This is a genomic window from Pseudomonas allii, assembly GCF_055380095.1.
In genome coordinates this window covers 4510628-4533856 of the sequence record NZ_AP039450.1, presented here as the reverse complement: position 1 = coordinate 4533856, position 23229 = coordinate 4510628, and the positions used below count along the sequence as shown (strand labels likewise).

Genomic DNA, 23229 nt, shown 5'->3' with positions numbered 1-23229 from the left:
ATCGCCCTGCGGAGCACGCCATGATCATCGTCCATCACCTCAACAACTCACGTTCGCAACGCATCCTGTGGCTGCTCGAAGAACTCGGCCTGCCTTACGAGATCAAGCGCTACCAGCGCGACCCGAAAACCAACCTGGCGCCGCCGGAACTCAAGGCCATCCACCCGCTGGGCAAATCCCCGGTGATCGAAGACGGCGGCCAGGTGCTGATTGAATCCGCCGCGATCATCGACTACTTGATCCGCCATCACGGCCAGGGCCGCCTGCAACCGGACCCAACCAGCGCCGCCTATGACACCTACGTGCAGTGGCTGCACTTCGCCGAAGGCTCGGCCATGTTGCCGCTGATGCTCAACCTCTACGTCGGCCGCCTCGGCGATGCCGGCGCGCCGTTGCATCCGCGTATCGAATCGGAAGTGGCCAACTATTTGGGTTACCTGAACGACGTGCTGGCCGATAAAGCGTACCTGTTGGGCGACGAGCTGAGCGGTGCGGATATCCAGATGAGCTTTATCGGCGAAATCGCCAAGGCCCAGGGCAAGTTGCAGGCTTACCCGCATCTGGCGGCGTGGGTAGAAAAATTCCAGGCCCGACCTGCCTATCGCAAGGCGGTGGAGCAGGGTGGGGAGTATGCGTTTGCCAAGTGACTAACGCTGTTGCAACGCCACCTTCAGCCCCAGCCCCATAAACAGCGTGCCGATGATTTTTCCTTCCCAGCGCCGCAGTTTGGACAGCCCCTTGATGCCTCGGCTCAAGGGGCGGATGGCGAGGGCGAGCAGGCTGGTGTACACCGCGCTGAGCACCGAGAAAATCAAACCCAGCACCGCGAACTGCACCAGCGATGAGCCGGCTTCCGGGTGCACGAATTGCGGCAGGAATGCCAGGAAGAAAATCGCGGTTTTCGGGTTGAGCAACTCGGCACCGACCGCCTGGAAAAACGCCTGGCGCGGCGTGACTGTAGGCAACGTCAGCCCTTTTTGTGTGCCGGTCTTGGCCGTGAACGCACGGATGCCCAGGTAGATCAGGTAAGCCGCGCCGGCCCATTTCACCGCGTTGAACGCGGTGGCCGAGGTCATCAGGATCGCCGATAACCCCAGCGCCGCGCCCAGTGTATGCAGCAGGTCGCCGCACGCCACCCCCAGGCCGGTGGCGACCCCGACCTTGCGGCCGCCCTGCACGGTGCGGGTGATCACCAGCAACACCGACGGGCCGGGGATCAGGAACAGGCCGATCACGACGGCGATATAGGTGATGAGGGCTGCGAGTTCAAACATGATGGGCACTCTCGGAACGGGGCTCGACCGCCAGTTATCCCCAACTCAACGTCGTTTACAACTGTTAACGGATTCAACGGCGCAATCGCTATAGGCTTTGCGTGGTCCTTCAGGAGTCCTTGACCATGAACCTGCGAGCTGTCGTCGCCACGTTGTTTGCCTTTGCCCTTTTGCTGCCGTCACCGGCCGAAGCCTCGGCGCCTATCACCCGTGTCGCCATCTACCGTGGCCCGGCAGGCTGCGATGATTGTTCGGAAAACGTGGCAAAGGCCCTGCAGCGCATCAACCCCAACTACCGTATCGACTTCGTGGGCGCCGACGAGCCCATCGACATCACCCCGCAAACCCTGGCGCGCTACGACCTCTACGTGCAACCCGGCGGCGGCCAGGACATCCCCGGCGCCCTGCGCAGCCTGGGCGATGCGCGCAGCGAGGCGATCCGCGATTACGTGGCCAACGGCGGGCGCTACCTGGGCTTGTGCATGGGTGCCTACCTGGCGGATGACAGCAACCTCGGCCTGATTCCGGTGGACCTCGACGGCGAAGCCGGTCGCCCCGGTTTCGAAGTGCCCGACAGCGCCGACGCCGCCGTGCAGGTCACTTGGGACGGCAAGCCTGACCAGGTGTTCTTCCAGGACGGGCCTTTCTTCCCCAAGGTCGCGCCCTATGCGGCCATCGCCACCTACCGCAACGGCGACGTCGCGGCGGCGCGGTATACCTTCGAGAAAGGCGTAGTGATACTGAGCGGGCCCCATCCTGAAGCCAGTGCGCAGTGGTTCGAGAACGCCGAAATACCGTTGAGCCAAATGCCCCAAGGCGACCTGTTCGGCTCGCTCATACGCCACTTCTAACTGCCCCCTGATCCCTTGTGGTGAGCGGGCTTGTTGTTGTGAGCGGGCTTGTCCCGCGTTGGGCTGCGAAGCAGCCCCAAAGCCAGGCACCGCATGCTGTCTGAAAGCATGCGGTGTTTTATTGGGGCGGCTGCGCCACCCAACGCGGGGCAAGCCCGCTCGCCACAACAGGCCGGCTCATCACACGTTGAGTGGGACTGCGGCTAAACACAACGGGCGATCAGTCGCCGCTTCGATGTGTTCTTGCGTGGCGTGGAGCACTAATCAGCGCACGACATCCAGCGTCTGGATTTCATTCACATAGTGGGTCTGGCTCGACGTCGACTCCAGCGTCAGGGCGACGCCCAGGTCCTCGATAAACGCGCGCGACGATGTGTAGCCGTCCTGTTCGCAGGCCAGCCGGATGGCATCGCCCGTCAACGACGCAAACACCTGGCGCGCCGGGAAGCGCTCGCCGACCTTGCAGGTCAAGGTGGTCTCGGTCGGCTTGTCGGTGGGCTTGACCGGCACATTGGCCATCTTCAGGTGCGCACTCAGGGTCTGGCCCGGTGCCCAACTGGTCGGCAGTTTGACCTCGGCCTCGCGGGTCTGCAGCACCTGGCCTTCGCCCACGCCGTTCATTTTCGATTTTAGCTGGATCAGGTCTGCCAGCATCAAACGGTCCACATTGAAGGCGTTGCCATAGGCCTCATTCTTCACCAGCAAACCACCCTCGGCCTTGAACTGGATGGTGATCGGCGCGTCCTTGCCCGCGTCATTCTTCGACAGGTAGGTGTAGCTCAACGTCTTGAACCTGGGCCGCAATAACGGCGCGTCGAGGCCCTGGAGCACAGTGGGCGGCACCGGCACGTCGGCGAGATGGGTGTCGGCCACCGTGCGCGGGTAATCGACCGGTGCAATGTCCGGCCGCAGCAGCGCGACCAGGCCGGGAGTCACACCGCCCTGCACCGAACAGCTCACACGGGAGTGCGTGCCCTCCGGCTCCACGATCAGCACCCGCTCCACATTGCGCAGCCCTGGCGCCTTGCCCGGCATCGGCTTGATCGCCTGCCAGCTGTTGCCCACCTTCAGCTCGCTGCGCGTGTATTGCCCTTCGCCTTTTTGCAGCGCAGCGGGTTGGTCCAGCAGTGCGGCAAAGCGCTGCGCGACCTCATCAACGTTGCCGTCCACCGTGAAACCCCAGAAATAATACAGGCCCAACGGGCCGAGATCGCTGACCTCATCGTTGTAGGACAGCAGCTTCAACCCCGCGATGGCCGGCGCGCTCACCGGCACTGCGGTGGCCTTGGGGTCGGTGCGATCGCGCACCGCGATCCAGCTGAAGTCCTTCTCTTGCTTGAGCGGGGCGTAGGCCTGCCAGGCGTCGCGGTGGGTGTTCAGGCTGCTGAAAAAACTCGCGTCGCAGCGGGTGAAGGCCTTGAGGGTGTCGACCAGTGCGGCGTCGTCGGCGTGGGCCAGCGAAGGCGACAGCAGGGCAGACGCAAGCAGGGCGGCGGAAAGCGGCAACTTCATGGGGCGGGATTTCCTTTTCGGCAGGCGAGGAACAGGGCGAGGCATTATCCAGCAGTTGGGCGCCAGGCTCTAGTTGGCTGCGCGGGTCAGGCGCAAACGCCAATTGCCGCCGTGTTGGGTTTGGCAGGCTTCTTCGGAGTCAAGTTGAACGCAGCGCGGCAACGGCACGGGTGGGATTTGCGCATCGTGCAGGGCTGCGGCCGTGAGTTCGCGGATGCGCGCGTCCAACCCTGTCGCCACGGCCTGCTCCTTGTTGGCGCGGGTGTCGAAGACCCAGGTAATGCGCAGGCTTTGCGGGAAGTCGGCGTAGTTGACCGTATGCGTCAGCCATTCAAACCCCGGGATTTCAGCCTTCGCCGTTTCGCAGGCTTCAGTCAGTGCAGCGACCAGTTGGCGTTCGATACCAACGGTTTCACGTTTGGACAGGGCCATGTATAGCTCCGAATGCAGATCAATTGTAGGAGCTGTCGAGCTTCAGCGAGGCTGTTATGGGATCACCTCGGTGTCCAGATAGCGCGACGCGCCAGGGCTACGCCTGAGCTCTAAGCGCACTGATGATAAACCCATGCAGGCTGTTGACCGCCTTGGATCCGCGCGAAGCCCGACTACGTAGAATCGACACCTCCATCGGTTCGATAGCGCCCAAGCCGTGTTCGCTGCTCAAGACCTGCAAGGACGGCTGCACGGTGCACTCTGTAATCGCAGCAATCGCCAGCCCACCTTCCACGGCGGCGAGTTGGCCGGCCAGGCTGGAGCTGTTGTACACCACCTTGAACTGGCGGCCCTGTTGCGCCAGTGAATTCACCGCATACCGCCGTGCCAGGCTTTCGCTTTCGTAGACGGCGATAGGCACCGGGTCGCGCCGCCATAGTTCGAATTGCGCGGAGCCGACCCACACCATCGGCTCCTTGAATAGAAACGTCCCCGTGTGCGGCGAGTCCCTGGACACCAGCGCAAGATCAAGATCGCCGCTGCGCACACGCGGGATCAGGGCGGTCGACTGTTCACAGGTCAGCTCGATGTCCACCCCCGCATAACGCGGCGCAAAACGCTTGAGCAGCGGCGTGAGGTATTTGGCTGCGTAGTCCTCGGCAACCCCCAGGCGGATGCGACCGGTCAATGCCTCGCCGTGAAACGCCGCCTGGGTCTCGGCGTGCAAGGCGAGCATGCGACGGGCATAGCCCAGCAGTGTCTGGCCGTCATCGGTCAGTTGCAGGTGCCGCGGGCCACGGTTGAGCAAGGGCCGGCCCAGCGCAGCCTCGAGTTTTTTCATCTGCATGCTGACGGCGGACTGCGAGCGGTTCACCTCATGGGCCGCACCCGACAGCGAACCGGCATCCACCACGGCGACGAAGCACTTGAGCCAATCGATCTGCAAATCGCTGGAAGACATGGCGGTTACCTTTATTCGTTAATCGAATGGCTGCGACGTGGATTATGCGCTTTTCACGGTCGTTGTTCATTTGCAAGATAGCAGTCAAAACCACCCATTGCGGACTTGATCATGCCCTTCGAGACCTGGTTGCTCTACCTGATCACCTGCTGCGGGATATCCGTGGTGCCAGGCCCGAATGCGTTGCTGGCGCTGACCCATGGCGCGCTGCACGGCAGTCGCAGAACCCTGTTCACCATCAGCGGCGGCGTGCTCGGTTTTGCCTTGGTGCTTGCGCTGTGCGCGCTGGGCCTGGGTGCGCTGATCCAGGCCTCGGCCAGCGCGTTCACGGCCTTGAAGATTGCCGGCGGGCTCTACCTGATCTGGCTGGGCTACGGACTGTGGCGCGCCGCTCCCGTCAGCCTGGAAACAGCGGCCACTTCCAGCCTGCGACGCTGGTCGCTGTTCCGCCAAGGGTTGGTCTCGGCCCTCTCCAACCCCAAGGCGCTGCTGCTGTTTACCGCGTTTATCCCACCCTTCCTCGACCCCCACAGAAACATCATCACGCAGACCGCCATCATCGCGCTGACCTACGCCGTGGTGGAGTTTGTGGTCGAATACCTGGTGGCCAGCGCCGCGCACCGGGTGCGGCCCTGGTTGGCGCGCACCGGGCGGCGGTTCAATAAAGTCTGTGGTGGGTTCTTCGTGTTGTTCGGGGTGGCGTTGCCGTTGCATAGCTGAGGGCAAGACGTGGCTCAGAAGTTATCGCCCCAATTGCACAACTTGCTCTCGCCCAACGGCACTCGGGTGCCCTCAGTCTTGCCAACCAACATGCGCTTGAGCGTCACCCCGCACTTATAGCGCCCCGTTGCATCCAGTTCATAGTCCATCCCCGCCTCAGGCACGAAAGTGAACATGTTGTAGCAACGATTGCCGATGTAATGAAACGCGATGGGCTGCCCGGCCGGCACCCGCAGTTCACTCATCACCGTGGCCTCCGAAGACCGCTGCACGGGCGCCATGCCCAGACTTTCGCCGTTGCGGTCTGCATAGCCCTCTCGGTTGGCCACCATCACCCCCGCACCGGGCAGGCGGAAGTTGATGCAATTGGAGTTGGGCACAGCGCGCACCATGCCATCGCTCATCACACGCAGGCGCACGGTTTCAGCGCTGGTGGGCGTGGTGTAGGGCGTGGAGAACGAGCGCACATCCGTCAATGCGCCGCAGCCGGTGAGGGCGGCGAGGAGGGTGAGGCAGATGAGTGGTTTGAGTGGGCGCGGGGAGGTGAGCATGGTGTCGATTCCATTCGTAAGGGGGTCGATAAGCGGGGTCAGGCAACCGAAGCACGCAGCCGTTGCCACTCACTCCAGCATTCCTCGGCGACAATATCCGGATAACCTCGCTCGGTTTCCATCGCCAGTGCGATGCTGAACGGCAGCGCAATAGAGGTGGCTGCATCGCGGATTGCACACACTTCGGCTTCGGTGAGCGGCGTGCCTTTTTTCGCCTCGGCGGCGGTGAGTACAGCCACAAGGGCGGGGACAAAAACCAGGCATAGCGGATCGGTGGACATCGAGTGCTTCCCTGCGTGAGCGGTGCAAAAGGCGCCAGTGTAAACGTGGGGCGGCTCCTTGGGGGGCTGCGTATTCAATATCTCGCCCGCACTGTCGATAATCTCTGCTGATGTGATCAACAGGAACGCCGTGCGCAGGAAGCCAGATGATGATTTTTGATGTCAATCGCTATGCCCAGATCTACTACCAGAATATCCAGCCCTCTCCGGGTAACGACTACCCCCGACTCAAGGCGTGGGAGTTTCTCTATGAATACATCTGGGACGAATCCCGCCCTCGCTGGGCTGACCTCATCAGCGAAGAACAGATCGACACCACCGCCCTGCATATCGGGTTCTACCTGGCGAACTGGGGGATGTTCCGTGGCTCCTCGGGCCTGCTGCAGAACAGCAACCTGGACCTGATGAAAGCCTTGGCCAAGTGCCTTTTTACCGGCCAGGGCCCGGAGTTGTTTGAACTCTCCCTGGATAATTTCGCACCCGGCGCACCGGACCTGGCCTACAACCAAGCCTTGTTGGACAGCGTATTGACCTCCATGGAGACCTTGGCCACCAACGTCTCCTGGACCGACACCCTCAAGACCAAAATCCTGATGGGGGTCTGGGGAGAGTGCCCGGCGCTGGACCGTTTCTACATTGCCGCCTGCCGCGATCTGTTCCCACGTCGCGCGTTCATCACCACCGCCAGCGGGAAGGGGCTGACGGCGTTGGCGGGCGTGGTGGAGCAACTGAATCTTTCACCCCCGCCGTTGAAAACTGGACGCCTGAAACTGCCGTATCCTATGGCGCGGGTGATGGACATGGCGTTGTTTCAGTACGGGCTTGGATTGTAAGTCGTGCGTGAAAGAAACCGGTCAGAGCCCAAGTGTTACTGAGTTGGCAATACGAGGGGATTGAGGGTGAACAAAGCGCAATTGACCGCGCAGGGCGAAAGGGCTTCACACGGGGTGTTTGCGTGGAGCCAATTTGTCGCGCACACCGAATGCCTATGGCAGGACACCACGCTGGTGACCGACGTTGCCGCCTGGCAGCGCCAATGGTTCGAGCTGGAAATCATCAATGGCTTGGCGTTGGCCGAGTGGGAAGAGCAGGGCAGGCCGGAGGATTTCTCAGCCCGCTGGCGTGAGGGCTATCAGCAGGAAGCCGTTGAATTGGTGAATGAGTTGCTGGCGTTGGTCGCTGATTCCTACATCCCCGGATAGAGACTGGGAGGCGGCTGGTAATCCGGGTCCTCGAAGCGACTGTTGTTGTAGTGGGTTTTGGCGGTGGGGCCGGCAGGCGAGTAAGTCACCTGCGGATTAGGCGTGAGATGCCATCCCGCCCCCGCTTTATCGCGCTCGATCAGCGAGGGCCTGGCCGTGCAGGTGCCGCTGGAGCCCGACGTCAGGCTGAACTGATAGTAACGCCCAGCCTGCGGCGTGAACTGCACCGTGACAAAACAGGATTGAGTGCGCGGCCCCTCCCAGAACAGCCCCACATGGGTTTCGATGCCGGGCCGCACGCGGGTTTCATAGTAGTCGGAGGTCAAATGTTGCCCAGCTTTATGCATGCCCTGATCCTGCGTATGGATGAAGGGCAGCGGCCCGCTACGGATGACACCGCCCGAGCGCACACCGTTTTCGTATTGGTAGATATCGGCGTGCTGCGTGAAATTGACGATGCGTACCCAGGCGGGGTTCGGCTCGTTGTCGGGGGCGGTGAAGTAATGGGTCTGTGGGAAAAACTGGCAGCCGGCAAATAGTGGCAGGGTCAACAGGCAGAGCGTGGGGCGAATCGACATGGCGCGAGTCCTTTGCAGCGTTGTGCTACAGACCGCAAGAAAACAGGTGCATTCCGTAGCCGACGCAAAGTGGGTCAGATCGCGGTTGTACCGGCGATCTCAATTTCAGCAACAACAAGTCCCACAGCAAGCGGGTTGGTCAGGGGGAGTAGGGGGCAGCACACCATTATTGATAACGTGGGCTGACCCCAATTCTCGGAAGACATCGGCGAAAAGCGGCTTCCGATCCACAATGGAATCTCAGCTTCTGTGATTCACACCTACAAGCCGCATAGGAGTTCGCGTCTCACCTGAAGAGCAATTGCTGCGAACCCCTTTCCAGTACCGCGCTTGTGGGGCGCGTAGTCCTGATTAGCAGAAACATCCTCCCATTGACTCACCGATTCCACGTACCTATGAGTGTCATCGGTATCAATTTCAAACTCTATGAACCGCTCTGCGTGAGTGAGCAAAAGACCATAAAGGCTGGGCATACCTGGAAAGTCGACTTCAAGATCTAGTACGACGGTTTCTGACCATCTAACGCCTTTCGACTCGCCATAGTTTTTTAAGGCTATGGGAATCCCTCTGGCCAACCAAGCTTTGGCGGTTACCATGAGTCTGTGGGCCACAAGAGCATTTTGCTCTTGCACGTTCAGTTGCCGCTTTTTTTTCAGACGGTCAATGTCCACTTCAATCTCCTCAAAAATCGTCGCTTCCAGAATGACGATGACTTCTCAAACGCGCAACGACTCAGGCGATTCCCATCTCCACGTTGCTACCCGGTCCGCGCGGGGCGTAGCGACGTTCCGATGTCTTTACCGAAAAGACGTCTTTTGACCCAACGCGGACAACTGAATCGTCCGCATAACATCGTCAACGTTTGAGACGAACTCTCTTGTTTAAACCAGACTGGCCGATAACGGACCAGATGTCCCCATTTCTGGATTCTTCTCGGTTGGTGTGAAGTTGACTAAATCCATACTTATCTGCTGTGCGATTTTTCTGACTGGTTGTGTTGGTCACTACCAGCAACCGGCACCGAATGCGCCGCACGCCACCCTTGATGCTCATTGGGGGAAAAACGAATTCATGTCTGGAGGCAGCCAAGTGTATTGGGCCTACTACGATGCTCACTGCCAAGACACGAAAGAGACCGGTGTGCTAGGTAGTGTTTCACCGTCAGACCCTGAAAAGAATCGATTTCTAATCCAGCCTGATCGGCGCATTTACCTGAGCGCACTCAGCTCAGGAATCAAGGAGCGTGAGAACACGGATCAGCCGTTAATCCATAGGAGTTGTTTGAGCATCAGTAGCTTCGTCCCTAATGCGTGGGGGATCTACCAAGTGACCCACTCAGCTCCTAAATCCGGTTGCGCATTGGAGGTAGTTGATATTCAGACAGGGAAAGCGCCTTCAACACTTGTCGTTGAGCCTATCGCAAAGGGGTGCGGATTGTGATGGCGTACACAGACAAAGCGTATTGCCACCAACTTATGGCCTCGCCTTATCTGAGACAGTCTTTCTGCCAGCGCAGTGTCTAGTCTGTTGTCTCTACCGGTTGAATAGTCTGGCGATTTCTGCTCGTGCTGACGTGCTGCTTCTGGCCGATTTCTGCCTGTCGTAGCGGGCAGCAATCGGCCAGAACCGGATGTTTAAAGCTGGGATAATGAACTCGTCGAATTTCTTCCTGCTTTAAGAGTTTGCCGACGCGCTTTTACACACTCCGGGCTGGGAAGTAGAGTTAGGAAATCAACTCGTCCCTTTTTATAAAGTAGGTGCAAATGGTGGCTCCCTTCGTTCTCCAGGACTTTGATGTTGGATGGGTCGCCACCGACGCCGTCGGGCAGGTTGCGCTCTTCACTACGGGTGGGCCGGGGCCGGTTCCTGATTCCGCAATGCCCTCCGTCGAAAACTCCGAAGAATTTGTCCTTTCATTGCCGGAGGTGTCCGATGTAGATCGGGTCACTGCCAGGGCTGGCGTAAACGCTTTCGTTGAATTTGCCAAACGTGGGTTCTTCGCGTACGACTGGTCAGACGTTCATCGCGATTCACGCCAGGCCTTGAGGGGGTATGAGCTGCAATGCCGCCCACTGAATCCACTGACACTTTTCGATTTGCCTGCCCCTTTACGGGCATTAGCTGAGGCTACTCGGCTATCTGATGTAACCTTCGGAGAACCCCTCATAGTGATAGGTGATCAGGTTTCTTAGCCTTCATTCGGCGATTCGGAGCCGCTTTTTTGGGCCGGAAGCTTTCAGTTGCGTACCGCAGCTCACGGCCAATAGCTGCGCTTCGCGATTGACGACTTTCGACCCATTGCGACCATTCGCAGGAGCCACCAGAATCGGGGGACTTCTGGTGGTGAGGTGACGCATGGTGAGGATTGAAGTATCAGAAGAAGCCGACTGGACGCTTTTCGAGGACGTGGCCCGGGTTCTTGAGCAAGGGCTGGGAGGTTGCTGGAAAGAGAGGCTCGATGGTCAAGATCAGCGCTACTGGGATCTGTTGGTAGATGAACACACGCTCACCCTGCACCTTGAACACTATTTAGGCATTTCAGTGGACATTCCCGATGGCGCAGATGACATCGCTCGAAGAGTATGTGTGTTGCTCAAGTAGCCTCTTTGCGGGTAAGCCCGCTCCAACAAAGATCACGTCTGATCTAGACGGCAGCAGTGGGTCGATTTCTGCCTGTAGCCATCGTCAGCTTTTGGCCGAGAGTAGCCATTCACTAAAGGCCGTTTTGAGCCCACTGAAAAGGGGACGAATTGATTCTTCATGGATCAATCCGCCCCCATTTTTCATACTTCGACTCAGCCACTGACCTGCCTCGTCTTCTGGATAGCTATGGTCAGCCCGCGGAGGGCGCCTCACGATCAAGGAGCTTGGCTGTGAGTAACACGCCCAGTTCACTCAATTGGTGGATAGCCAGTGCAATATCTCGATGTTTGCCGCTCAGATCTTCGGATAGATCGAGCAGAAGGGTACTGACACAGGCGAAGGTTTCGTAACTATTGGCAATGAGGGCTTCATTGCTTGCGTCTGGAGCAACGCAGAAGAGCACGGTTGAATCCTGCATGACGTGAGGCATAAAGATATCCTGACTTGGGCCACCACCTCCCCGCTACTAAACGAGTGGGTGGCAGCTGTACGCAGGTTAGTAGACCGGTGGATATCTAAAGCCGGCGCGTCCGAGGACGCCCTGCGCACAGCCGCCATCAAGCACAGACGTGATGTCTGACTGATGAAGCTCATGCACATTCAGATAACCGATCCGGGCTACTAAACCCGATCACCGAAAAATTCAGCGACCGCGCAACCATAGATTCCACCACCCCAGTGCACAAGCCGGCGGATTCTGACCCACGCGTAGGCAATCGGGCAACCCACTCTCCAGCTTTGGGAATTGTCCTAGGACACCGCCCTCACACCGTCACCACGATTTTCCCCACCTGCTGGTTCGCCTCCAAAAACCGATGCGCCTCCTGCACCTCGTCCAACGCAAACGTCTTCGCAATCACCGGCGCCAATGCGCCAGACGCCAGCCCGTCCAGAATGAACGCCTTGGCCCGCGCCAACGCCGCCGGTTTGGCGACGATCTCGGCGTACAGATACCCCTTGAGCGTCAAACATTTGCCCAATACGGTAAACAACGGAAACGGCGTGGGCTCGGCACTCAGTGCGCCGTATTCCAGCAAGATTCCGCCCTGGGCCATGCTTTGGGTGAGGGCTTCAAAACCCGGCCCGCCGATCGGGTCGAACACCACGCGGGCGCCTTGGTCGTGGGTGAGTTGCATCACGCGTTCCACCAGGTTTTCTTCATCGCTGACGATGACGTGCGCTGCGCCGGCATCCAGCAGCGCCTGTTTTTTTGCGCGGGTGCGGGTCACGCCGATGGCGGTGGCGCCGACGCTGCGGGCGATCTGGAAGGCGGCGAGGCCAACGCTGCTGGAGGCGGCGGTGACCAGTACGGTGTCGCCCTGGGTCAGTTTGGCCTGTTCCACCAGGGCGCCCCAGGCGGTGACGTATTGCATCCAGCACGCGGCGGCTTGCACGAAGCTGAGGGTTTGCGGGTGTTTGACGGTGAGGTGGGCGGGCACGTTGGCGACTTCGCCGTAGGTGCCCCAGCGGGCGATGTCCAGCGGTGGGATGACGCTGACGGCGTCGCCCACCTGCAGGTCGCTGACATCGGCGCCGACCGCGACTACCACACCGGCCGCTTCGTAGCCCAGGCGGCTGGGGAATTCGGCTTCCTGCAGGTAGGCGTGGTTGCGGAACATCACTTCGGCGCGGTTGAGGCCGAAGGCTTTGACGTCGATTTGGACTTCATCGGCGGCGGGGGCGGGGACGTCGACGTCTTCGAGTTTCAAGACGCTGGCGTCGCCGTAGGCGTGAATCCGGACGATGCGTGCCATGGGGGCTTACCTCGGGGTTGATCGATAAGGCGTTCAATGTAGGCCGGGGGCGGGTGGAGATAAAGCACAACCTCCCGCCCGCGCCTCAAGCCTTGGCCAACCTGCGCGCCTCAATCCGCTCAAACAGCCACATCCCCAACGCCATGGCCAGCACGAACACCCCCACCTGCCATTGCCCGGTCAGCAACAACGCCAGCGCCGGGCCGGGGCACAGCCCGGCGATCCCCCAGCCAACACCAAACACCACACTGCCGAGCACCAGCCGCCGGTCGAGGGTGCGCCTGGTCGGCAGCTGTATCGGCGCGCCCAGCAACGCGGTGCGGCGCTGCCTGGCGACGTAGAAGAACACGCTGCTGACGGCGAGCGCGCCGAGCATGACCAGCGCCAGGGACGGGTCCCATTCGCCGGCCAGGTCGAGAAACCCGAGCACCTTGGCCGGGTTGGTCATGCCGCTGAGGTACAGCCCCAGGCCGAAGATCAGGCCGGCGATCAACGCGGTCAATTTGCGCATGCTCAGGCTCCGATCAGATGGCGGATGAAGTAGACAGTGGCAAACCCGCTGCCCATGAAGCACGCCACCGCCACCAGCGAGCGCAGCGACAGGCGTGACAGCCCACAGATCCCATGCCCGCTGGTGCAGCCGGCGCCGTAGCGCGTGCCGAGGCCCACCAGCAACCCCGCCAGCACCAACGCTGCGCCACCGGCCTGGATCGACGCGCCGGGCAAGCTGCCGAACAGTGACCACAGCCAGGGCGAGGCGAGCAGGCCGAGCAGGAACAGGGCTTTTTCAGCGCGGCCTTCAGCGTGTTTGGCCAGCAGGCTGCCGAGCAGGCCGCTGATACCGGCGATGCGCCCGTTGAGCAGGATGAACAGGCCGGCGCTGAGGCCGATCAGCGCGCCGCCGAGCAGGGAGGCCCAGGGAGTGAAGTCGGGGGAGAGGGTCATGGTGCTGGGCCTGCGGGGCGGGAGGGGGATGTAGCTTAGCGCTATCACGGTGGTGTGGGGAGGGTCATGAAAAAGCCCCCTTTCTCAGCCAGCCAGTCTACCATGCCACCCCGGCAGTGGTTGCACGCGCTACCGAATTCTCTCTTTTAAGGTATCGCCCATGTCCATCGACCAGATCAGCCTGCCCAAGGGCGTCGGCCCCCATGCCACCAAACTGTTCGACGCCATTACCGGCGCCGCCACCCCTGAGGAACTCAACCGCGCCGGCGGCAAGGCCGAGGGCTTTGTGCTGGGCCTTGAGTCTACCAAGGCCATCAAGAGCCAGGTCGCCGAGTCGTTGTATGTGGTGTACGACGACGCGGCGGCGCATCGGGTTAGTGAGTTGAAGGGTTGAGGTCAGAAGCCCTGGCTCACGCTGATCCCGCGTGAGATCGAAAAGCGCGGGTCGATCAACTGCAACCCTGGTTCCCCCTTCACCCGGCCGACGGTCACGTGGTAGGTCTTTGGCGCTTCGGAGAGGTTTTCCGGGTGGCGCGTCAGTCGCTCTATCGCCGGGTTTTTCGCCCACGGGGCGACGGGCTTCTGGCGGATGTCCACGGTCACCTGCCAGGATTTTTCCACGGCCGGTCCCATCTGATCGGTGTTGACCTCGGTGCTCTGGACCCTCGCGATCTCATAGCCCTGGGCGTAGCAGAATCCGGAGGCCTGGGGCACGTGGGCGGCTTTACCTGGTTCGGTGAGGGTGTAGGTCTGGTCGCTCTTGGCCAACAGGCCTGCATCGACCAGCGCATCGAAGGCCGGTGCGTTGCCCTTGGACACACTGCGGGTGAAGCTGTCACCCAGGGTCACGGGGAAGTCTTTGAACATCGGCGCGCTGATGCAGGAAGCCCCTTCCAGGCGGGGTTGCAGGGCGGCTTGAATGTCGGTGTCGGAAGGGCTCTCGCTGCAGGCGGTGAGCAATAGGGTGCTGGTGGCGACGAGGGCCATGGCGGTGATTCGCATCGTTTTATCCTTGACGATTGGGGCAGGTTTTTAGCCCGCGGCAAAGTGTATAGAAATCCTGCTGTCACGAAACCCTCCACGCCGTGGTGTAACCTCTGCCGTTCGAGCGCGTCACGGATAACGGAGAGCCCATGACATTGACTGTCGAAACCCTGCTCAACCTGGCGATGGCCAACCCCATCAACGCCGAAATCACCGCGCGCCTGCCCGATCTGGGTGTGGACCAATGCTTCCTCACGGCGGGCTGCCTGTTCCAGGCGGTGTGGAATCATCAGTCGAATTTACCGGCGGCCCAGGGCGTAAAGGACTACGACGTTTTCTACTTCGATACGGACCTGTCCTACGAGGCTGAAGACGCAGTGATCCGTGCGGCCGAGCGGTTGTTCGGGGACCTGGGCGTCAATGTCGAGGTGAAGAACCAGGCGCGGGTTCATCTGTGGTACGGCGAGCGCTTTGGCCGGCCTTACCCGCAGTTGCACACGGCCAGGCAGGGGATTGATCGTTACCTGGTGGCGGGCACATGCATCGGCCTGGAGATTGCCACGGGCGAGGTGTATGCGCCGTATGGGCTGGAGGATGTGGAGCAGGGCGTGTTGCGCATCAACCCGCTGCATCCGGAGCCGGCGTTGTTTGTGCAGAAGGCCCGCAGTTATCAGGCGCGCTGGCCTTGGCTGAACATCGTGATGCCCTGAATCGCAGTGAACTTTTACCCGCGTCCTACGCGTCAAAGTTGAAATACCCAGCCAAGGACCGCCCATGACCTTCTTCATCTTCCTGCTCGCCTGCGCCGCCGCTGCCAGTACCGGCATCATCTTCAAGCCCGGCGCCTGGTACGACTCCCTGGTCAAACCCAGCTTCACCCCACCCAACTGGCTGTTCCCGGTGGCGTGGACGGTTATCTATCTGTTGCTGGCTTGGGCTGGTTATCGCCTGAGCTTTATCCCAGGCAGCCAAACGGTTTTGGCCTTATGGGCCGCGCAGATTGCGCTGAACACCTTGTGGACGCCGGTGTTCTTCGGTGCCCATCGGCTTCTGGCCGGGATGGTGATTCTCGCGGTGCTATGGCTGACCGTGGCGACCATGGTGGTACTGGCGGTGCAGCTGGATTTGATCACCGGCTTGATCCTGTTCCCCTACCTGGCGTGGCTGTGCGTGGCGGCGGCGTTGAACTTCTCGATCCTGCGGAATAACCGTTGATGGCCCATAAAACCTGGCCCGCCAGTGAGCCGGAACTGGCCGAGATGCGCCGCTTCAACCAGAAGCTTGCCTGGATGCCTCGCTTCAAAATCCGTAATCGCGTCACACCGCGCCTGATCCAGGCGCTGTTGCGCACCAGCCAAATGCTCAAGAAAGCGCCGGCGGCTGAATGCAAAGTGGTCGACTCCGTACCCGTGCGCATCCTGCGGCCAAGCGGCAAGCCCAAGGGCGTGGTGCTGGATATCCACGGTGGCGGCTGGGTGATCGGCAATGCGCAGATGGATGACGACCTCAACCTGGGCATGGTCCACGCCTGCGAGGTGGCGGTGGTGTCGGTGGATTATCGGCTGGCGGTCGACACGCCGGTGCAAGGGCTGATGGACGACTGCCTGGCGGCGGCGCGTTGGTTGCTCACGACCGATGAGTTTGCCGGGCTGCCGGTGATCGTGGTCGGCGAATCGGCCGGCGGGCACTTGGCGGCGGCGACGTTGCTGGCGTTGAAGCAATGGCCGCAACTGCTCCAGCGCGTGTGCGGGGCGGTGTTGTATTACGGCGTGTACGACTTGACCGGCACCCCGAGCGTACGTGCGGCGGGGCCGCAAACATTGCTGCTGGACGGCCCTGGCATGGTCGAAGCGCTGAGCATGCTGACACCGGGCCTGAGCGATGATGAGCGTCGGCAACCGCCGTTATCGCCGTTGTATGGCGACTTCGAAGGCCTGCCACCGGCGTTGATGTTTGTGGGGGAGTTGGACCCGTTGAAGGATGACACGTTGTTGATGGCTGAGCGTTGGCCGGGGGCAGAGGCGCATCTGTTGCCGGAGGCGGCGCATGGGTTTATTCATTTTCCGGTGGTGATGGGGACGCAAGTGCTTGCCTATAGCCGTGAGTGGATAAGCCAGCGGATGAACGGGGAAGTACTCAACCTTCCATCGTCCGATTAATCTTTCGCCTTTCAATACAGCGCCAAGGAAAAAACGTGCCTGTGAACTCACTTAGCCTACGCCCGGCGATTGTCACTGACCTCCCGTCAATCTACCGAGGGGAGTTGGCCTACATCCAACGGTGGGAGCCCACCCAGGAAGCCGGCTGGCGCTCGCAGGTGGAGCGCAACCTCGCTTTGTGGGTCGATAACTTCGAGCTGCTCACTGTAGCGGTGCTCGACGGTCAATTTGTCGGGTATTCGCTATGGAGACCCGAGGACAGTTTTGCCGAGCTGTACACGATCAACGTCAGCGAAGCTTATCGGCGCAACGGGATAGGTCGGGCATTACTGCAGGCTTATGGGGTTGCGGCGCGGGGCAGCGGCTGCACTCACCTGAGTTTAAGCGTGCGCCCAGACAAACCTGCCCGGCTGATGTATGAATGTGCAGGGTTTATCGCGGTGGGGACAGACGCCCATGGTTACCTTCGCTATGAGCGCGCAAATGAATTGGGAACTTAAAACTTGATCGATTAGTCAGGTTGTTCGGTTGCTCTTATTCTCTAAAAAGGACTCCCCATGCGCGAATACACCCTCGATTACTTGTTCAACAATGAGTCCCGCACCCATGTGTTCGAACTCAAGCAACCCCAATTGCCGGTGCATGAAGCGGCATTGCACCTGCTACAGCTGCATTTTGGCGACGCCGAGAATGGCTTGATCCTGCCGCCCGCGGATGCCAGCCCGGATGAAATTCTGGAGCAAGCGCAGGTGGTGGGGATTACGCAGATAGCCGTTGCATGAGTTCACGCCCGATCATTCAGGTGGCCACTGCGGCGGATATCCCTGAGGTATTGAGGTTCGTGTTGCAAGCCCGTGCCGAGCTTTTCCCCAAGCTCAGAGCGACGGGGATGCCGACGGACTTGGCGCGTTTCGAGGCGATCTATCTGCACGGCGATGGACGATTTCTGATCGCACGTGATGAGGGCCAGATCGTCGCTGCCATTGGCTATCTGCCCTATGACGGGCGTTTCCCGCAGCTGAATTACCAGGGCCGCAAGACGGTGGAAGTGGTGCGCTTGTTCGTAGCGCCAGGGTTTCGCCGTTTTGGCTTGGCGGGGCAGTTGTATCGTGCGTTGGAAGCGCTGGCGCAGGCGGATGAGGTTGAGGTGATGTACCTGCATACCCACCCGTTTTTGCCGGGGGCGATTGAGTTCTGGGTTCGGCAGGGGTTTGAGGTGGTGGATGTGGAAGCAGACCCGGCCTGGCGGACGACGCATATGCAGCGGTCCCTATAGACCTGTGGCGAGCGGGCTTTTGTGGCAAGTGGGCTTGTTATGGCGAGCGGGCTTAATGTGGCGAGCGGGCTTGCCCCGCGTTGGGCTGCGAAGCAGCCCTGAAACCCTGCGCCTCGGTTCGACCTGGAGGAATGCAGCGGCTTTATTGGGGCTGCTTCGCAGCCCAGCGCGGGGCAAGCCCGCTCGCCACGATAAACCGCTATTCCAGCATTAAGCCGGGCGCAGCCGCAGGATCTGCGCCCCATCAAACGGGTCCGTCAGGTAATGCGCCTGCACCCCGAACGTCTCCTGCAAGCGCTGCGGCGTCAGCACTTGCAGCGGTTTGCCCAGGGCCACCAACCTCCCGCGATCCAGCACCGCCAGGCGGTCACAGGTCAGCGCCTGGTTAAGGTCATGCAACGCAATCAAGGTCGTCACGGGCAGCGCCTGCACACCCTTCAAGATCGCCAACTGATGCTGGATATCCAGGTGGTTGGTTGGCTCATCCAGCAACAGAATCTGCGGCCGTTGCGCCAATGCACGGGCGATGTGCACGCGTTGGCGTTCACCGCCCGAGAGGCTGCGCCAGGCGCGGTGGCCCAGGTGGATGGCGTCGACGTCGTGCAGGGCTTGCTTCACGATGGCGTCGTCTTCAACGGACCACGGGCTTAATGCCGACAACCACGGCGTACGGCCCAGGGCCACGGCGTCGAACACGCGGATGGCGTCGTCGGTGTCGGCCTGTTGCTCCACCACCGCCAGTTGCTGGGCGATGGCGCGGCGGGACAGCGTGCCCAGGCGCTGGCCGCCCAGCAGCACTTCGCCGCACGCCGGAGCACGCAAGCCGGCGAGCAGCTTGAGCAAGGTGGATTTGCCGGAACCGTTCGGTCCGACAATCCCCAGGGTTTCACCCAACTGCACGTCCAGATGAATATCCCGCAGCAACTCGGCCTCGCGCACCTTGAAGCCCAGCCCGCGGCAGCTCAATACGCTCATCGCGCATTCCTCCGGCCGATCAGGATCAGCGCAAACACCGGCGCACCGACCAGCGCGGTGACCACACCGACCGGAATCACCTGGCCCTTGATCAGCGTGCGCGACAGCACGTCCGCCGCGATCAGAAACAACGCGCCACCCAACGCGCTGGCGGGCAACAGCCGCGAATGCCCGGTGCCAAGCAACAGGCGCACGGCATGGGGAATCACCAGCCCGACAAAGCCGATAGAGCCGACAATCGACACCATCACCGCCGTCACCAGCGCCGCGCAGCCCACCAGCACAAACTGCACGCGACGCACCGGGATGCCAAGGGACGCCGCCGAGTCGCTGCCAAAGGTAAACGCATCCAGCGCCCGGCGGTGCCACAGGCACACGGCCAAGCCGACGACCGCCACCGGCACCGCCAGCCACACCGAGGGCCAGCGCACGCCGCTGAGGTTGCCGAGCAGCCAGAACATAATGCCGCGGGCCTGTTCGGAACTGGCCGACTTGGTGATCAGGAACGCGGTGAGCGCATTGAACAATTGCGAGCCGGCAATGCCGGCGAGGATGATCTGCCCGGTGCCGCTGGCCGAACCGCTGGCCCGTGCCAACAGGATCACCAGGGCAAACGCCGCCATCGCGCCGACAAATGCGCCCGCCGACAACGAAATCAAACCGCCGCCCACCCCCATCAACGCCACCAGCACCGCACCGGTCGAAGCGCCGGCGCTGATGCCCAGCAGGTAGGGATCGGCCAGCGGGTTGCGCAACAGCGATTGCAGGATCACCCCGCAGGTCGCCAGCCCGGCACCGCAGGCGGCGGCGACCAGGGCGCGGGTGAGGCGGTAATTCCACACCACGCCTTCATCGATGGGGTCGAGCACGTAGCCGGCGGCCCACAGTTTGTTGGCGAGTACCTTGAGCACCACCTGTGGCGAGATGGCGGTTTCGCCGATGGCCACGCCGGCGAGCACGGCAACCAGGAGCAGGGCCAGGGCGAGCAGGGTGCGCATCATTTTGGCAGGTCGTAGCCGTCGATGGCCGTGGCCAGTTGTTCAAGGCCGTCGAACATGCGGATGCTGGCCTGCAACGCCAAGGCGTCGAGGATGATGATGCGGTTGTTTTTCACCGCGTCCATGTTGCGCGTGACCGGGTCGCTACGCAGGAAGGCGAGTTTCTTTTCATGGTCGTCGGCCGGGTAGCGGCGGCGGTCCATGCGGGCGATGACGAGGAAGGTCGGGTTGGCCTTGGCGATGGTTTCCCAACCCACGGCTGGCCACTCTTCATCCGACTGCACCACGTTGGAAACGCCCAGGGTTTGCAGCATGAATTCGGGGATACCCTTGTGGCCAGCCACGTACGGGTCGCTGGCCATCTCGGCACTGGAGAACCACACCAGCGCGCTGGCCTGCTTGAGGCCTTTGCCCTGCACGGTGGCGACGGACTTGGCCAGACGCGCCTTGAGTTCATCGTTCAACTGCTGGCCGCGATCCTGTACATCGAAGATCTGCGCCAGTTGGCTGATGCTTTTATAAATGGTCTCGATGCGAAACGGTTCCAGCCGCGTGCCATCGGCGCCCACCAGGTTGTCCTTGCCTTCGCAGTCGGAGGGTAGCAGGTAGGTGGGAATCTTCAGTTCATGGAACTGCTCGCGGGTGCCGACCACGCCTTGCGGCCCCACCACCCATTCCAGCTCGGCGGCCACCAGTTGCGGACGCTTGGCGATCACCGCTTCGAAGCTCGGCTCGTTGTTGGCCAAACGCTCGATGTTGTCGTTCTGCGCCTTGTACTGCGGCAACACGCTGTTGAACCACAGCGAGGTGCCCACCACTTTATCGCCGACGCCCAGGGCGTAGAGCATCTCGGTGGCGGCCTGGCCGATGGTCACGCTGCGGGCGGGGGCTTGCGGGAAGGTGATCGGGCTGCCGCAGTTTTCCACGGTCAGCGGGTAGTGAGTGGGCGCGGCGTGGGCCAGGGCACAGAAGCCAACACCTGTAAGCAGGGCGATAACGCGTGGCAGCATGGGGCGATCTCCGAGTGAAGCGTACGTGCCATTCGGAAATTCACTCTCGGGCGCCGGGGGCGCGACAGGCAAGAATGTCCTTCCCGGACACCCCGCCGGTTAGTGATTGAGCTTGGGCCGGCAGGTCTCCTGACTGATGCGTCGTCGCCACGCTCCAGCCTTCCCGGACGAGGTCCAGTGGCATCGAGGAGCAGGCTCAGCACCTACAGTTGCGGGGGCAGTTCCGATTGGCGCGGGTGTACCGCGCCTCGTATTCCCTATTAGTCCCGTTTGGGAACCGGCGCGGTATGGTAGTCGATCACGCGGTCGAGCGGGAGGCCGTGAAACCAGCGGTGGCGCTTTGAAGGTGGGGCTCCTATGATGCGCAGCCCATGGATCGCTTTATCATAAGGAATAGACAGTGAAATTATTCGTCGCGCTCGCCCTCGCCGCCGCTCTCGTCGGTTGTGCCACCCAGGGTAAATCTGAAAAGCAGATTCTTGATGAGGCCGCCTCCGCCTATGTCAAGTCGATGCCGGCTGGGTCGGACAAGCTCCGGCTGCATACGATGAGCATCCCCAAAAGCGGTATGTTCGGCGATACCCTGGCGATTTCCATGGCGGGTGAGCAAAATGCCGCGCACCTCAGGGCAGAGCTGCTCGATGCCAAACGCTTGGGCGATGTGTTCTTTTTGATTATCGGTGCTAGCACGCCGGTTGATGTTGCGGTGATCGGCAAAGCAGTCGAAGGGCAAAACTTAAAGGGTATGCAGATTTACTACTCAGGCACTGAGGCGCAGAAAGACGCCGTGCGTGCGACAGTCGAGAAAACGCAGGCGCAGTTTCATTACATCAATGCGCAATGATGGCTAGCCCGTTGACTCGCCTGAGTACGGCGCCGGACCTGTGGCGAGCGGGCTTGTCCCGCGTTGGGCTGCGCAGCAGCCCCCAAAACCTGCGACTGAAGAGTGCCTGACTCACGGCATTCCTCCTTCCAGGGTCGCTTCGCAACCCAACGCGGGACAAGCCCGCTCGCCACAGTTGCAGTGCTCACCCTTGATGGAATCGTATCAGCCAGATCAAGAGCGGCTCGCTTCGCGTCGTGGTGAGTGTCGGTTGTCAACGCGGATCAACCTGTGAAGCGTTGGTCAGAGACGAATGTCTTCAGGCCCCTGGATCAGCGCTTCAATCCGCGTGCCGGTGGCGCGTTCTTCGTTGCTGAAGCCGTCGTAGTCGGCCAGGTTGCCGAAGCGGATGCCGGTCAGGCGCTCGATCTGGATCACACTGCGCTGGTAGGTGCGCAGCTGGCCGAACACCAGCTCCAACTGGCCCAGTTCGCGGCTCTGATCGATCATGTAGGCGCTGGCCGAAGGCTTGCCGTCATCGCTGAGGTAGGCGACCACTTTCCAGAACGCCTTGGGGATCTGCACGCCCCGGTACACGCGGTCGTCGTCGGCGAACACCGGGCCGCTGAACACCGTGGCCCGGGCTTTCCAGCGCTGGGTGTTGTCGAGGATGTAGTCTTCGAGTTCCAGCCAGGTCTTCTGGTTGAACCCGCTCATCTGCGGTGAGCAGTTGGTGAAGTGGAAGGTGTCGAGGTTGGCGGTTTGCGCCACATCGCCCCAATTGGGGTCCTGGCGGCGCACCAGGTGGCCGCGATCGAGGCCATTGCTGGCGTAGAGCGCTTCGCCGACTTGGGCGTCGACCGGCAGGCGGCCATCGTAGGCCCAGGTGTCGTTGCTTCGGATGATGTCCACATGCTGGCCGCCGTCGATGTTGACGCCCACATACAGCGCGAGGCGCTTGGCACGTGACATCGTGATGGAGAAGTGCGTGTAGTCCAGGCGCTTCTGGGCATCGCTCGTCAACGCCTCCTCCAGTGTGGGCCAGGGCACCCCGAAGCTGCCAAGAAAGTCATCTGCGTAACCGCGCCGGTCCTTCAAGTCTTTGGCCGGGGTGACGCGGGGTGTCGCTGCCCTGGCCTTCAGCAGCGTGGGGCTCGGCGCGATCAACGGGCGCAGGTCGGCGAGCCGGGGGCGGTAGGCGAGGTCGATTTTGGTTTTACGTGCGGGCATCGGTCAGTCCTCCTTGGATAAACACGACTGCAACATAGGTTAATGACAATTGATCATGCGCACCAACCCC

At 61.2% G+C, this 23229-nt stretch carries 31 protein-coding genes and 1 riboswitch; of the genes, 14 read left to right on the top strand and 17 right to left on the bottom strand.

Annotated elements, in window-relative coordinates; all coding sequences use genetic code 11:
- Positions 1-20 precede the first annotated feature (20 nt).
- A complete protein-coding gene (locus ACZ445_RS20725) occupies positions 21-647 on the top strand; it encodes a glutathione S-transferase family protein (RefSeq protein WP_058425638.1) in 627 nt (208 codons plus the stop codon).
- Here ACZ445_RS20725 and ACZ445_RS20720 read toward each other — a convergent pair whose 3' ends face one another.
- Positions 648-1274 carry a LysE family translocator gene (locus ACZ445_RS20720; protein WP_092250704.1) on the bottom strand — a complete coding sequence of 209 codons (627 nt, stop codon included), beginning with the start codon at positions 1272-1274 and terminating at the stop codon, positions 648-650. It lies immediately after the preceding gene.
- A 125-nt stretch (positions 1275-1399) separates the two neighbouring features.
- Between ACZ445_RS20720 and ACZ445_RS20715 the strand changes: the two genes are divergently transcribed.
- Positions 1400-2125 carry a BPL-N domain-containing protein gene (locus tag ACZ445_RS20715; protein ID WP_179029212.1) on the top strand — a complete coding sequence of 242 codons (726 nt, stop codon included), beginning with the start codon at positions 1400-1402 and terminating at the stop codon, positions 2123-2125.
- 264 nt (positions 2126-2389) lie between these two features.
- Here ACZ445_RS20715 and ACZ445_RS20710 read toward each other — a convergent pair whose 3' ends face one another.
- The 3 genes from ACZ445_RS20710 to ACZ445_RS20700 all read right to left on the bottom strand — a co-directional run bounded on the left by ACZ445_RS20710 (position 2390) and on the right by ACZ445_RS20700 (position 5030).
- Positions 2390-3637 carry a hypothetical protein gene (locus ACZ445_RS20710; RefSeq protein WP_464707505.1) on the bottom strand — a complete coding sequence of 416 codons (1248 nt, stop codon included), beginning with the start codon at positions 3635-3637 and terminating at the stop codon, positions 2390-2392.
- A 69-nt stretch (positions 3638-3706) separates the two neighbouring features.
- A complete protein-coding gene (locus ACZ445_RS20705) occupies positions 3707-4069 on the bottom strand; it encodes a hypothetical protein (RefSeq protein ID WP_464707504.1) in 363 nt (120 codons plus the stop codon).
- A gap of 97 nt (positions 4070-4166) precedes the next feature.
- Positions 4167-5030, bottom strand: a complete 864-nt coding sequence (locus tag ACZ445_RS20700; protein WP_179040841.1) for a LysR family transcriptional regulator — start codon at positions 5028-5030, stop codon at positions 4167-4169.
- A 111-nt stretch (positions 5031-5141) separates the two neighbouring features.
- On the opposite strand from ACZ445_RS20700, the gene ACZ445_RS20695 reads away from it, so the two are divergent.
- Positions 5142-5750 (top strand): LysE family translocator, encoded by a 609-nt coding sequence (locus ACZ445_RS20695; RefSeq protein WP_093124773.1) that lies wholly within the window; start codon positions 5142-5144, stop codon positions 5748-5750.
- A gap of 14 nt (positions 5751-5764) precedes the next feature.
- Here the strand turns inward: ACZ445_RS20695 and ACZ445_RS20690 are convergent, their stop codons facing one another.
- Together ACZ445_RS20690 and ACZ445_RS20685 are read right to left on the bottom strand one after the other, a co-directional pair.
- The gene (locus tag ACZ445_RS20690; RefSeq protein WP_310864143.1) at positions 5765-6301 is read right to left on the bottom strand and encodes a hypothetical protein; all 537 of its coding nucleotides are present in this window, start codon (positions 6299-6301) and stop codon (positions 5765-5767) included.
- A gap of 38 nt (positions 6302-6339) precedes the next feature.
- Positions 6340-6582, bottom strand: a complete 243-nt coding sequence (locus ACZ445_RS20685; RefSeq protein ID WP_179029886.1) for a hypothetical protein — start codon at positions 6580-6582, stop codon at positions 6340-6342.
- Between the two features lie 149 nt (positions 6583-6731).
- On the opposite strand from ACZ445_RS20685, the gene ACZ445_RS20680 reads away from it, so the two are divergent.
- Together ACZ445_RS20680 and ACZ445_RS20675 are read left to right on the top strand one after the other, a co-directional pair.
- Positions 6732-7415, top strand: a complete 684-nt coding sequence (locus ACZ445_RS20680; protein ID WP_179029890.1) for a hypothetical protein — start codon at positions 6732-6734, stop codon at positions 7413-7415.
- Between the two features lie 66 nt (positions 7416-7481).
- Entirely contained in the window at positions 7482-7784 is a 303-nt protein-coding gene (locus tag ACZ445_RS20675) for a hypothetical protein (protein ID WP_310864144.1), read from the top strand.
- Here the strand turns inward: ACZ445_RS20675 and ACZ445_RS20670 are convergent.
- Positions 7769-8362, bottom strand: coding sequence for a hypothetical protein (locus tag ACZ445_RS20670; protein ID WP_310864145.1), 594 nt, complete (start codon positions 8360-8362; stop codon positions 7769-7771). The genes ACZ445_RS20675 and ACZ445_RS20670 overlap by 16 nt on opposite strands.
- A gap of 260 nt (positions 8363-8622) precedes the next feature.
- Positions 8623-9033 carry a hypothetical protein gene (locus ACZ445_RS20665; RefSeq protein ID WP_310864146.1) on the bottom strand — a complete coding sequence of 137 codons (411 nt, stop codon included), beginning with the start codon at positions 9031-9033 and terminating at the stop codon, positions 8623-8625.
- 1684 nt (positions 9034-10717) lie between these two features.
- On the opposite strand from ACZ445_RS20665, the gene ACZ445_RS20660 reads away from it, so the two are divergent.
- Positions 10718-10963, top strand: a complete 246-nt coding sequence (locus tag ACZ445_RS20660; protein WP_058425626.1) for a DUF3630 family protein — start codon at positions 10718-10720, stop codon at positions 10961-10963.
- Positions 10964-11195: 232 nt separating this feature from the next.
- On the opposite strand, the gene ACZ445_RS20655 is transcribed toward ACZ445_RS20660, so the two are convergent.
- The 4 genes from ACZ445_RS20655 to ACZ445_RS20640 all read right to left on the bottom strand — a co-directional run bounded on the left by ACZ445_RS20655 (position 11196) and on the right by ACZ445_RS20640 (position 13704).
- A complete protein-coding gene (locus ACZ445_RS20655) occupies positions 11196-11435 on the bottom strand; it encodes a DUF6124 family protein (protein WP_310864147.1) in 240 nt (79 codons plus the stop codon).
- A gap of 334 nt (positions 11436-11769) precedes the next feature.
- Entirely contained in the window at positions 11770-12759 is a 990-nt protein-coding gene (locus ACZ445_RS20650; protein WP_310864148.1) for a zinc-dependent alcohol dehydrogenase family protein, read from the bottom strand.
- An 85-nt stretch (positions 12760-12844) separates the two neighbouring features.
- On the bottom strand, positions 12845-13270 hold the full coding sequence (locus ACZ445_RS20645; RefSeq protein ID WP_310864149.1) for a DUF6691 family protein: 426 nt from the start codon (positions 13268-13270) through the stop codon (positions 12845-12847).
- Between the two features lie 2 nt (positions 13271-13272).
- The gene (locus ACZ445_RS20640) at positions 13273-13704 is read right to left on the bottom strand and encodes a YeeE/YedE family protein (RefSeq protein ID WP_058425622.1); all 432 of its coding nucleotides are present in this window, start codon (positions 13702-13704) and stop codon (positions 13273-13275) included.
- Positions 13705-13864: 160 nt separating this feature from the next.
- On the opposite strand from ACZ445_RS20640, the gene ACZ445_RS20635 reads away from it, so the two are divergent.
- A complete protein-coding gene (locus ACZ445_RS20635) occupies positions 13865-14098 on the top strand; it encodes a hypothetical protein (protein ID WP_310864150.1) in 234 nt (77 codons plus the stop codon).
- Positions 14099-14100: 2 nt separating this feature from the next.
- Here the strand turns inward: ACZ445_RS20635 and ACZ445_RS20630 are convergent, their stop codons facing one another.
- On the bottom strand, positions 14101-14706 hold the full coding sequence (locus ACZ445_RS20630) for a hypothetical protein (RefSeq protein WP_310864151.1): 606 nt from the start codon (positions 14704-14706) through the stop codon (positions 14101-14103).
- Between the two features lie 131 nt (positions 14707-14837).
- Between ACZ445_RS20630 and ACZ445_RS20625 the strand changes: the two genes are divergently transcribed.
- The 6 genes from ACZ445_RS20625 to ACZ445_RS20600 all read left to right on the top strand — a co-directional run bounded on the left by ACZ445_RS20625 (position 14838) and on the right by ACZ445_RS20600 (position 18123).
- The gene (locus tag ACZ445_RS20625) at positions 14838-15398 is read left to right on the top strand and encodes a nucleotidyltransferase family protein (protein WP_058425619.1); all 561 of its coding nucleotides are present in this window, start codon (positions 14838-14840) and stop codon (positions 15396-15398) included.
- A gap of 64 nt (positions 15399-15462) precedes the next feature.
- Entirely contained in the window at positions 15463-15903 is a 441-nt protein-coding gene (gene tspO / locus ACZ445_RS20620; protein ID WP_058425618.1) for a tryptophan-rich sensory protein TspO, read from the top strand.
- Positions 15903-16847, top strand: a complete 945-nt coding sequence (locus tag ACZ445_RS20615; protein ID WP_058425617.1) for an alpha/beta hydrolase fold domain-containing protein — start codon at positions 15903-15905, stop codon at positions 16845-16847. The genes tspO and ACZ445_RS20615 overlap by 1 nt, the downstream gene beginning before the upstream one ends.
- Before the next feature lie 104 nt (positions 16848-16951).
- Positions 16952-17347 carry a GNAT family N-acetyltransferase gene (locus ACZ445_RS20610; RefSeq protein ID WP_310864153.1) on the top strand — a complete coding sequence of 132 codons (396 nt, stop codon included), beginning with the start codon at positions 16952-16954 and terminating at the stop codon, positions 17345-17347.
- A gap of 57 nt (positions 17348-17404) precedes the next feature.
- Positions 17405-17629 (top strand): hypothetical protein, encoded by a 225-nt coding sequence (locus ACZ445_RS20605; RefSeq protein WP_058425616.1) that lies wholly within the window; start codon positions 17405-17407, stop codon positions 17627-17629.
- Complete coding sequence (locus ACZ445_RS20600) at positions 17626-18123, top strand: GNAT family N-acetyltransferase (RefSeq protein WP_310864154.1); 498 nt, start codon at positions 17626-17628, stop codon at positions 18121-18123. The genes ACZ445_RS20605 and ACZ445_RS20600 overlap by 4 nt, the downstream gene beginning before the upstream one ends.
- Positions 18124-18333: 210 nt before the next feature.
- Here ACZ445_RS20600 and ACZ445_RS20595 read toward each other — a convergent pair whose 3' ends face one another.
- The 3 genes from ACZ445_RS20595 to ACZ445_RS20585 are packed head-to-tail and all read right to left on the bottom strand — an operon-like array spanning position 18334 to position 21106.
- A complete protein-coding gene (locus tag ACZ445_RS20595; protein ID WP_310864155.1) occupies positions 18334-19098 on the bottom strand; it encodes an ABC transporter ATP-binding protein in 765 nt (254 codons plus the stop codon).
- The gene (locus tag ACZ445_RS20590) at positions 19095-20099 is read right to left on the bottom strand and encodes a FecCD family ABC transporter permease (RefSeq protein WP_179040914.1); all 1005 of its coding nucleotides are present in this window, start codon (positions 20097-20099) and stop codon (positions 19095-19097) included. Before ACZ445_RS20590 ends, ACZ445_RS20595 begins: the two co-directional genes overlap by 4 nt.
- Positions 20096-21106, bottom strand: coding sequence for an ABC transporter substrate-binding protein (locus tag ACZ445_RS20585; protein ID WP_058427811.1), 1011 nt, complete (start codon positions 21104-21106; stop codon positions 20096-20098). Before ACZ445_RS20585 ends, ACZ445_RS20590 begins: the two co-directional genes overlap by 4 nt.
- 102 nt (positions 21107-21208) lie before the next feature.
- A riboswitch (cobalamin riboswitch) is annotated at positions 21209-21403 on the bottom strand.
- Between the two features lie 103 nt (positions 21404-21506).
- Here ACZ445_RS20585 and ACZ445_RS20580 point away from each other — a divergent pair.
- Positions 21507-21950: a hypothetical protein gene (locus ACZ445_RS20580; RefSeq protein WP_058427810.1), complete on the top strand. Its 444-nt coding sequence runs from the start codon at positions 21507-21509 to the stop codon at positions 21948-21950.
- 282 nt (positions 21951-22232) lie between these two features.
- Here the strand turns inward: ACZ445_RS20580 and ACZ445_RS20575 are convergent, their stop codons facing one another.
- Complete coding sequence (locus ACZ445_RS20575) at positions 22233-23159, bottom strand: DNA/RNA non-specific endonuclease (RefSeq protein WP_310864156.1); 927 nt, start codon at positions 23157-23159, stop codon at positions 22233-22235.
- Positions 23160-23229 lie beyond the last annotated feature (70 nt).

Excerpts from the sequence above, each read along its gene's own strand:
- ACZ445_RS20725 (WP_058425638.1), top strand. The coding sequence starts at position 21 with ATGATCATCGTCCATCACCTCAACAACTCACGTTCGCAACGCATCCTG.
- ACZ445_RS20720 (WP_092250704.1), bottom strand. The coding sequence starts at position 1,274 with ATGTTTGAACTCGCAGCCCTCATCACCTATATCGCCGTCGTGATCGGC.
- ACZ445_RS20715 (WP_179029212.1), top strand. The coding sequence starts at position 1,400 with ATGAACCTGCGAGCTGTCGTCGCCACGTTGTTTGCCTTTGCCCTTTTG.
- ACZ445_RS20710 (WP_464707505.1), bottom strand. The coding sequence starts at position 3,637 with ATGAAGTTGCCGCTTTCCGCCGCCCTGCTTGCGTCTGCCCTGCTGTCG.
- ACZ445_RS20705 (WP_464707504.1), bottom strand. The coding sequence starts at position 4,069 with ATGGCCCTGTCCAAACGTGAAACCGTTGGTATCGAACGCCAACTGGTC.
- ACZ445_RS20700 (WP_179040841.1), bottom strand. The coding sequence starts at position 5,030 with ATGTCTTCCAGCGATTTGCAGATCGATTGGCTCAAGTGCTTCGTCGCC.
- ACZ445_RS20695 (WP_093124773.1), top strand. The coding sequence starts at position 5,142 with ATGCCCTTCGAGACCTGGTTGCTCTACCTGATCACCTGCTGCGGGATA.
- ACZ445_RS20690 (WP_310864143.1), bottom strand. The coding sequence starts at position 6,301 with ATGCTCACCTCCCCGCGCCCACTCAAACCACTCATCTGCCTCACCCTC.
- ACZ445_RS20685 (WP_179029886.1), bottom strand. The coding sequence starts at position 6,582 with ATGTCCACCGATCCGCTATGCCTGGTTTTTGTCCCCGCCCTTGTGGCT.
- ACZ445_RS20680 (WP_179029890.1), top strand. The coding sequence starts at position 6,732 with ATGATTTTTGATGTCAATCGCTATGCCCAGATCTACTACCAGAATATC.
- ACZ445_RS20670 (WP_310864145.1), bottom strand. The coding sequence starts at position 8,362 with ATGTCGATTCGCCCCACGCTCTGCCTGTTGACCCTGCCACTATTTGCC.
- ACZ445_RS20660 (WP_058425626.1), top strand. The coding sequence starts at position 10,718 with ATGGTGAGGATTGAAGTATCAGAAGAAGCCGACTGGACGCTTTTCGAG.
- ACZ445_RS20655 (WP_310864147.1), bottom strand. The coding sequence starts at position 11,435 with ATGCCTCACGTCATGCAGGATTCAACCGTGCTCTTCTGCGTTGCTCCA.
- ACZ445_RS20650 (WP_310864148.1), bottom strand. The coding sequence starts at position 12,759 with ATGGCACGCATCGTCCGGATTCACGCCTACGGCGACGCCAGCGTCTTG.
- ACZ445_RS20645 (WP_310864149.1), bottom strand. The coding sequence starts at position 13,270 with ATGCGCAAATTGACCGCGTTGATCGCCGGCCTGATCTTCGGCCTGGGG.
- ACZ445_RS20640 (WP_058425622.1), bottom strand. The coding sequence starts at position 13,704 with ATGACCCTCTCCCCCGACTTCACTCCCTGGGCCTCCCTGCTCGGCGGC.
- ACZ445_RS20635 (WP_310864150.1), top strand. The coding sequence starts at position 13,865 with ATGTCCATCGACCAGATCAGCCTGCCCAAGGGCGTCGGCCCCCATGCC.
- ACZ445_RS20630 (WP_310864151.1), bottom strand. The coding sequence starts at position 14,706 with ATGCGAATCACCGCCATGGCCCTCGTCGCCACCAGCACCCTATTGCTC.
- ACZ445_RS20625 (WP_058425619.1), top strand. The coding sequence starts at position 14,838 with ATGACATTGACTGTCGAAACCCTGCTCAACCTGGCGATGGCCAACCCC.
- tspO (WP_058425618.1), top strand. The coding sequence starts at position 15,463 with ATGACCTTCTTCATCTTCCTGCTCGCCTGCGCCGCCGCTGCCAGTACC.
- ACZ445_RS20615 (WP_058425617.1), top strand. The coding sequence starts at position 15,903 with ATGGCCCATAAAACCTGGCCCGCCAGTGAGCCGGAACTGGCCGAGATG.
- ACZ445_RS20605 (WP_058425616.1), top strand. The coding sequence starts at position 17,405 with ATGCGCGAATACACCCTCGATTACTTGTTCAACAATGAGTCCCGCACC.
- ACZ445_RS20600 (WP_310864154.1), top strand. The coding sequence starts at position 17,626 with ATGAGTTCACGCCCGATCATTCAGGTGGCCACTGCGGCGGATATCCCT.
- ACZ445_RS20595 (WP_310864155.1), bottom strand. The coding sequence starts at position 19,098 with ATGAGCGTATTGAGCTGCCGCGGGCTGGGCTTCAAGGTGCGCGAGGCC.
- ACZ445_RS20590 (WP_179040914.1), bottom strand. The coding sequence starts at position 20,099 with ATGATGCGCACCCTGCTCGCCCTGGCCCTGCTCCTGGTTGCCGTGCTC.
- ACZ445_RS20585 (WP_058427811.1), bottom strand. The coding sequence starts at position 21,106 with ATGCTGCCACGCGTTATCGCCCTGCTTACAGGTGTTGGCTTCTGTGCC.
- ACZ445_RS20575 (WP_310864156.1), bottom strand. The coding sequence starts at position 23,159 with ATGCCCGCACGTAAAACCAAAATCGACCTCGCCTACCGCCCCCGGCTC.